The organism is Protofrankia sp. Cr1 (assembly GCF_963555865.1).
GTDB lineage: Bacteria > Actinomycetota > Actinomycetes > Frankiales > Frankiaceae > Protofrankia.
In genome coordinates this window covers 14,919-20,391 of the sequence record NZ_CAUVXO010000006.1, presented here as the reverse complement: position 1 = coordinate 20,391, position 5,473 = coordinate 14,919, and the positions used below count along the sequence as shown (strand labels likewise).

Here is a 5,473-nt window from a genome sequence, read left to right as displayed (position 1 = left end):
GCTCCCGTCGCATCAGGTTCACATCGTTCGATGTGATGATCTCCCGGAACGGGTGCCGGAGGCAGCGCAGGGCGAGCGGGAGTCAGCGCAGGGCGAGATCGACGATGAGGGGCTTGTGGTCGCTACCGAACGTCGCGCCCACCTGGTAGCCGGTGACGGCGAACTGCGGCGAGGCCAGGACGTGGTCGATGCGCAGCAGCGGCGGCAGCACCAGGTGGTCCGCGTTCCAGGTGGGCGTCCAGCCGGCACCGACCACGTCGTGGGCATCGCGAAGATGATCATTTAGCAGGCGTTGGAACGGTCGGTGGTCGCGGGTGGCGTTGAAGTCGCCTGCGAGCACCACCGGGATGGGCGTGCGGGCGACGTCGGCCCGCAGGTTGTCCAGTTGGCTGCGCCACCGCGGGGCGGAGCCGCCGTTGATCGGCGCGACCGTGTGGACAGCGAAAAGGCGGAACTGATGCGCCGCGTCCACCTGCACCGTCAGCCGCAGTGACGGCAGGTCTGCAACCGAGCGCAGCTCCGGCTCGACCAACGGGAAACGGGAGAACACCGCGATTCCGAACGGATTCGGCTGGGAACGGACGTCCCGGTAGGGGAAAGCTGCCAGTGCCCCGGACTTCTCGACCGCAGCCAGGGTAAGGGGGGTGGCCTCCTCCAGAACGAGGATGTCGGGTCCCTCCGCGCGGATCTGGGTACCCAGCCGTCCGGCGTTCTCGTTCGTGTACAGCAGGTTCGCACTCATCATCCGCACTTTCGCCGAGCCGGCGGGAGCGCTTTCGGGCTTCCCCGGCCAGAGCTCGGGTACGGTCCAGTACAGGTGGGCGATGATGACCAGCGTTGAGACGATCAACAGCCGGTTGCGTCGCAATGCGAAACTGACGGCCAACACCACATAGGCCGGCAGGAATTCGACCGGGGTGAAGGCGTTGATCCCCGAGTAGGGCCAGCTCAGCGCGTCATCCAGATGGAGGCCGCGGCCCAGCGTGATGACCCCGAGGCTGCCGACTGCCAGCCAGGAAAAAAGAATCACCAGAGTCCGCGGCGGAATCACCCCGGCGGCGCCGCGCTTCGATGGCACCACGTGGTCGTCGTCTTCGGGGTACACGGGCAGGTCAGAGCCGGTGTCCGAGTGCGGGGTCATGTTCATAGACTGCCGGCCGGGAGGTTCGTGGCCGGCGGCGGGGCCGACGGAGCGCTTTCAGTCATCGCCAGCCGGTCATCGCCAGCCGACAGGCGCGGGCGCGGCCGGCGTACGTCACAGGCACCGGGCGCGGCCGCGGCCGCGCCCGCGCCGGCTGGCCGCGTTGTATGTACCTGGCCGCGTTATGCCACCGCCACCTGGGTGTGGCTCTCCGTGCGGGCGATCAGCGGTGCCGAGCGCGCCCGCAACTCCCGGACTGCGACGACATCGTCATGCCGGCTCAACCGGCGGTCAACCTCACGCAACTTGTCGGTGATCCGCGCCGAATCCAACTGGCCGGCGAGGTCAATCGCGCGGCTCGCCGCGTCCAGCGCGGCTTCGACGTCCGGGCCGTGCTGGCGCAGATACGACAGCGCGAGATCCGCCTCGGCATAGCTGCGGGTCCGGGTCCGGGAAGCAGGCGGGCGGGAACGGGATTCCAGCAGCAGGGGTTCGGCCGCCTTCGCCTTGCCGAGCAGCAGAAAACAGTGGCCCTTGCATTCGGCCACGTCCACTTCGTCGTAGTGGGAGGCCCATTGTGGACCGTCACCAGGCTTCGCGCGTTCGAGTTCGTCCTCCATGTCGATCAGCGCCTGGCTGCAGCCGGGCTCGTCGCCCATGCGGCCCAGTGCCCAGGCGTGTTTGTCGTGCAGCATCGCCCGGACCGTGGGAGACGCCGAGCCGTGGGAACGGTCGATGGCGGCCTTCGCCATGGCCAGGCTCTGCCGGTACTGACCGAGGCGGCCGGCCTGGTCGCTCATGGCGGACAGGATCCGGCTGGCGAGCATCGTGTCCCCGCTGTGTTCCGCGAGGCCCAGCGCTTGGATGTAGTAGCGCTGGGCAAGTGCCTGGCGGTCGCAATCCTGAGCGAGCCAGCCACTGAACTGGGTCAGTTCGGCGAGCGAGCTGAACAGGTCCGGCGTGTGGCGGTTCTCCATCGCCGCTCTCGCGCGGTCGTGCAGGAAGGCGACCACCTGTCCGCGAATCTCGGCGCCGCCGTAGCGGGCGTCGAGCTTGCGGAAGGTCTCGGTCATATCTCTGATCATGGACGCGGTCGGTACCGGAGGTACGATCTCGTTCCGGCTGATCGTTTCGACGACTCCGGTGAGGCTCGCCAGCACGGGGTCGGCGAAGGCGGCGGCGACGAAGACCGCTCCGTCGTATAAGAGGTCGCGTCTGCGCATATCTCGCCCCGAGAGTCCGGCAATAGTCCGAAGAGTGCCCGAGGGTTTCTCGGCTACGGCGAGCCCAAAGTCGTCGCCGTGATAGGCCTCGCCGCGCCAACCGAGATCGGATGGCGCGATGGGGTAGCCGACCAGCATCGACATCTCGGCGGCGGCGAGCTCGGCCACCATGGGGTCACGGGGGCGCATTCCGCGACGCCAGTGTCCTACCGTGGTACGCGCAAGACCGAGATCAACGTTTCGTTGTCGGCGCGCGCGTTCGTTGACCTGTCGGGCGAAGCGAGTGTCGGAGACGGACGCTTCGGCAAGTAACCGTCCGAATAGCGTTTGATGCGGTCCGCAGTTGATCGTTTCTTGATCGGCCGACGATTGTTGTCTTTTCATTGAGCCCCCGTAGCTCATTACGTGATACTTCATGGTGCAATGGCCAGACGATGTGTTGTGAGACACAACGTAGTGGAGCTGTCACAATGATGGAAGGGGGCGTGCAGACGCGCGTGCGAATGCACGCACCAGGAGCCTGGCGTGCAGGATGGGTCGAGTGCGACCTGGGTCACGTCGACGATCATTGAGCGTGTCAACGACGCAGGTGCGACCATGTCAAGAGCAATGAAGACCCATGAATGTGGCTACGGAGGCCCCGAGGCGTGAACATCGTCGTCACCGTCAAGCAGGTTCCGGATACCTGGGCGGAGAAGAAGCTCGATCCCGCAACCAGGACGACGGATCGCAAGAGCGTCGACAACGTCATGAACGAAATGGACGAGTACGGGGTCGAGGAGGCCCTGAAGATCAAAGAGGCTCATGGTGGCGAGGTGACGGTGGTCACCATGGGTCCCGAGAAGGCCTTGGAAACCGTGCGTAAGGCACTGTCGATGGGCGCGGACAAGGCCGTCCATATCACCGACGAGGCGCTGGCCGGCTCCGATGCCCTGCAGACGTCCGCTGCGCTCGCGAAGGTTATTTCAACGCTTTCGCCTGATATTGTTATCACCGCTACTGAGGCGTCCGATGCCCGAGGCGGTGTGCTGGGTGCGCTGCTTGCCGAGCGGCTCGGATTCCCGCAGCTGACCCAGGCCCGTAAGGTGACCGTCGACCCGGGTGCCGGCACAGTGCGGATCGAACGGCTGGCTGACAACGGCTACTTCCTCGTGGAAGCGTCCACACCTGTTGTTGTCGGGGTTGTCGAGAAGATCAATCAGCCGCGTTATCCGTCGTTCAAGGGCATCATGGCGGCGAAGAAGAAGCCGCTGACCACTCTGTCCGTCGCGGACGCGGGCCTGGATGCTGGCACGGTGGGCCTCGCCAACGCTGCGTCGACGGTGCTGGACGCTCAGGCCGCTCCGCCCCGTCAGAGCGGAACGATCGTCAAGGACGAGGGTGACGGTGGCACCAGGGCCGCTGAGTTCCTCGCCGCACAGAAGCTGATCTGAGGGGTCTTGTCCGATGGCTGAGGTTCTAGTTCTCGTCGAGCATGCAGACGGCGAGCCGAAAAAAGTCACCGCCGAGCTGCTGACGCTCGCCCGGTCGCTGGGTGAGGCGTCCGCGGTCTTCCTCGGCGCGCCCGGAACGTACGCGAAAGCCAAGGACTTCCTGGCTCAGTACGGCGCGTCCACGGTCTACGTCGTCGAGTCCGAGGACGTCACCGACTACGTGGTGGCCCCGGTGGCTGAGGTCCTGGCCAAGCTGGTGACCGACAGGTCTCCGGTAGCGGTCCTGACCGCGGCCACCCCGGATGCCAGGGAAGCCGCCGCGCGCACGGCGGCCAAGACCGGGTCGGGCCTGATCTGGGACGCGGTCGGCCTCACGCCGGACCTGGCCGCTACCCAAGGCATCTTCGGTGGTTCCACGATCGTCACCTCGAAGGTCACCAAGGGGACGCCGGTCTTCGCGGTGCGGCCGAACACGACCCCACCGGTGGCTGCCCCGGGTACGCCGACCGAGGAGAAGGTCGACATCACGATCTCGGACTCCGCCAGGTCGGCGAAGATCCTTGACCGGGTTGTTGAGGCCAAGTCGGGTCGCCCCGACCTCACCGAGGCGCAGATCGTCGTCTCCGGCGGCCGCGGTCTGGGCGCCGCCGAGCACTTCGCCCTCGTCGAGAAGTTGGCGGACACGCTCGGCGCCGCGGTGGGGGCGTCCCGTGCGGCGACTGACGCCGGCTGGTATCCCCACCAGAACCAGGTCGGGCAGACCGGAAAGACGGTGTCGCCGCAGCTCTACATCGCGGTCGGCATCTCCGGGGCGATCCAGCACCGGGCCGGAATGCAGACGTCCAAGATGATCGTCGCGATCAACAAGGATCCGGAAGCGCCGATCTTCGAATTCGCCGACTACGGCATCGTGGGTGACCTTTTCAACGTCGTCCCACAGCTCACCGACGCGATCGAGAAGCACAAGGAGTAAACGCGTACCCCCCTGGGTAGGTGGCAGCGGTCGCCATAGCGACCGTTGCCACCTACTGTTCGGACGAATGTCGTCCAGCGGTAGGTGGCTTTCGTTGCCATAGCGACCGCTTCCACCGACCGCTAGCCGGTGAAGCCGGCGTCCACCGGCACGACAGCCCCGGTCAGTGCTCCGGCGGCGGGCGAGCACAGCCATGCGACCGCCTCCGCCACCTCGGCCGGGTCGAGGATGCGTCGTTGGAAGGAATGCCGGGCGAACTCGTCGACCCCGTCCAGGTCGTAGACCCGGGCCGTTTCGGCGAGCATCGTCGTGTCCATCGATCCCGGGCACACGACGTTGGCGGTCACCGCCGTGCCGGCCAGGTCCGCGGCCAGACTGCGGACCAGCCCGACGACGCCGTGCTTGGCCGCGCAGTACGCCGCGAGGCGTGCCAGCGGGCGGGTCCCGGCGGCCGAGGAAATCGCCACGAACCGGCCGGCCGGTGCCGCCAGCAGCGCCGGGACGGCCGCGCGGACCAGGTGGAACACACCGTCGAGATCGACGGCCTGCAGCATCCGCCAGGTCTGGTCGTCGGTCTCCCAGACCGGTGGCCCACCCGCAATCACCCCGGCGACCGCGATCGCTGCGTCGAGGCGTCCGAACCGGTCGAGGGCCGTCGCAACCGCGGCGTCGAGGTCGGTCTGGACCCGGACGTCGGCCCGCA

5 protein-coding genes are annotated in these 5,473 nt (G+C 67.0%); 2 read left to right on the top strand and 3 right to left on the bottom strand.

The genetic code is table 11. From position 1 onward, the window contains the following. Positions 1 to 82 precede the first annotated feature (82 nt). Both U9980_RS01595 and U9980_RS01590 read right to left on the bottom strand, forming a co-directional pair. A complete protein-coding gene (locus U9980_RS01595; protein WP_322766370.1) occupies positions 83 to 1,141 on the bottom strand; it encodes an endonuclease/exonuclease/phosphatase family protein in 1,059 nt (352 codons plus the stop codon). A gap of 182 nt (positions 1,142 to 1,323) precedes the next feature. Further along, the gene (locus U9980_RS01590) at positions 1,324 to 2,553 is read right to left on the bottom strand and encodes a transcriptional regulator (protein WP_416210111.1); all 1,230 of its coding nucleotides are present in this window, start codon (positions 2,551 to 2,553) and stop codon (positions 1,324 to 1,326) included. 458 nt (positions 2,554 to 3,011) lie between these two features. On the opposite strand from U9980_RS01590, the gene U9980_RS01585 reads away from it, so the two are divergent. Beyond that, positions 3,012 to 3,797, top strand: a complete 786-nt coding sequence (locus U9980_RS01585) for an electron transfer flavoprotein subunit beta/FixA family protein (RefSeq protein WP_322750174.1) — start codon at positions 3,012 to 3,014, stop codon at positions 3,795 to 3,797. 13 nt (positions 3,798 to 3,810) lie between these two features. Beyond that, positions 3,811 to 4,770 (top strand): electron transfer flavoprotein subunit alpha/FixB family protein, encoded by a 960-nt coding sequence (locus tag U9980_RS01580; protein WP_322766368.1) that lies wholly within the window; start codon positions 3,811 to 3,813, stop codon positions 4,768 to 4,770. A 122-nt stretch (positions 4,771 to 4,892) separates the two neighbouring features. Here U9980_RS01580 and U9980_RS01575 read toward each other — a convergent pair. After that, a partial coding sequence (locus U9980_RS01575; protein ID WP_322766367.1) for a mycofactocin-coupled SDR family oxidoreductase occupies positions 4,893 to 5,473 on the bottom strand: 581 nt, incomplete at its 5' end.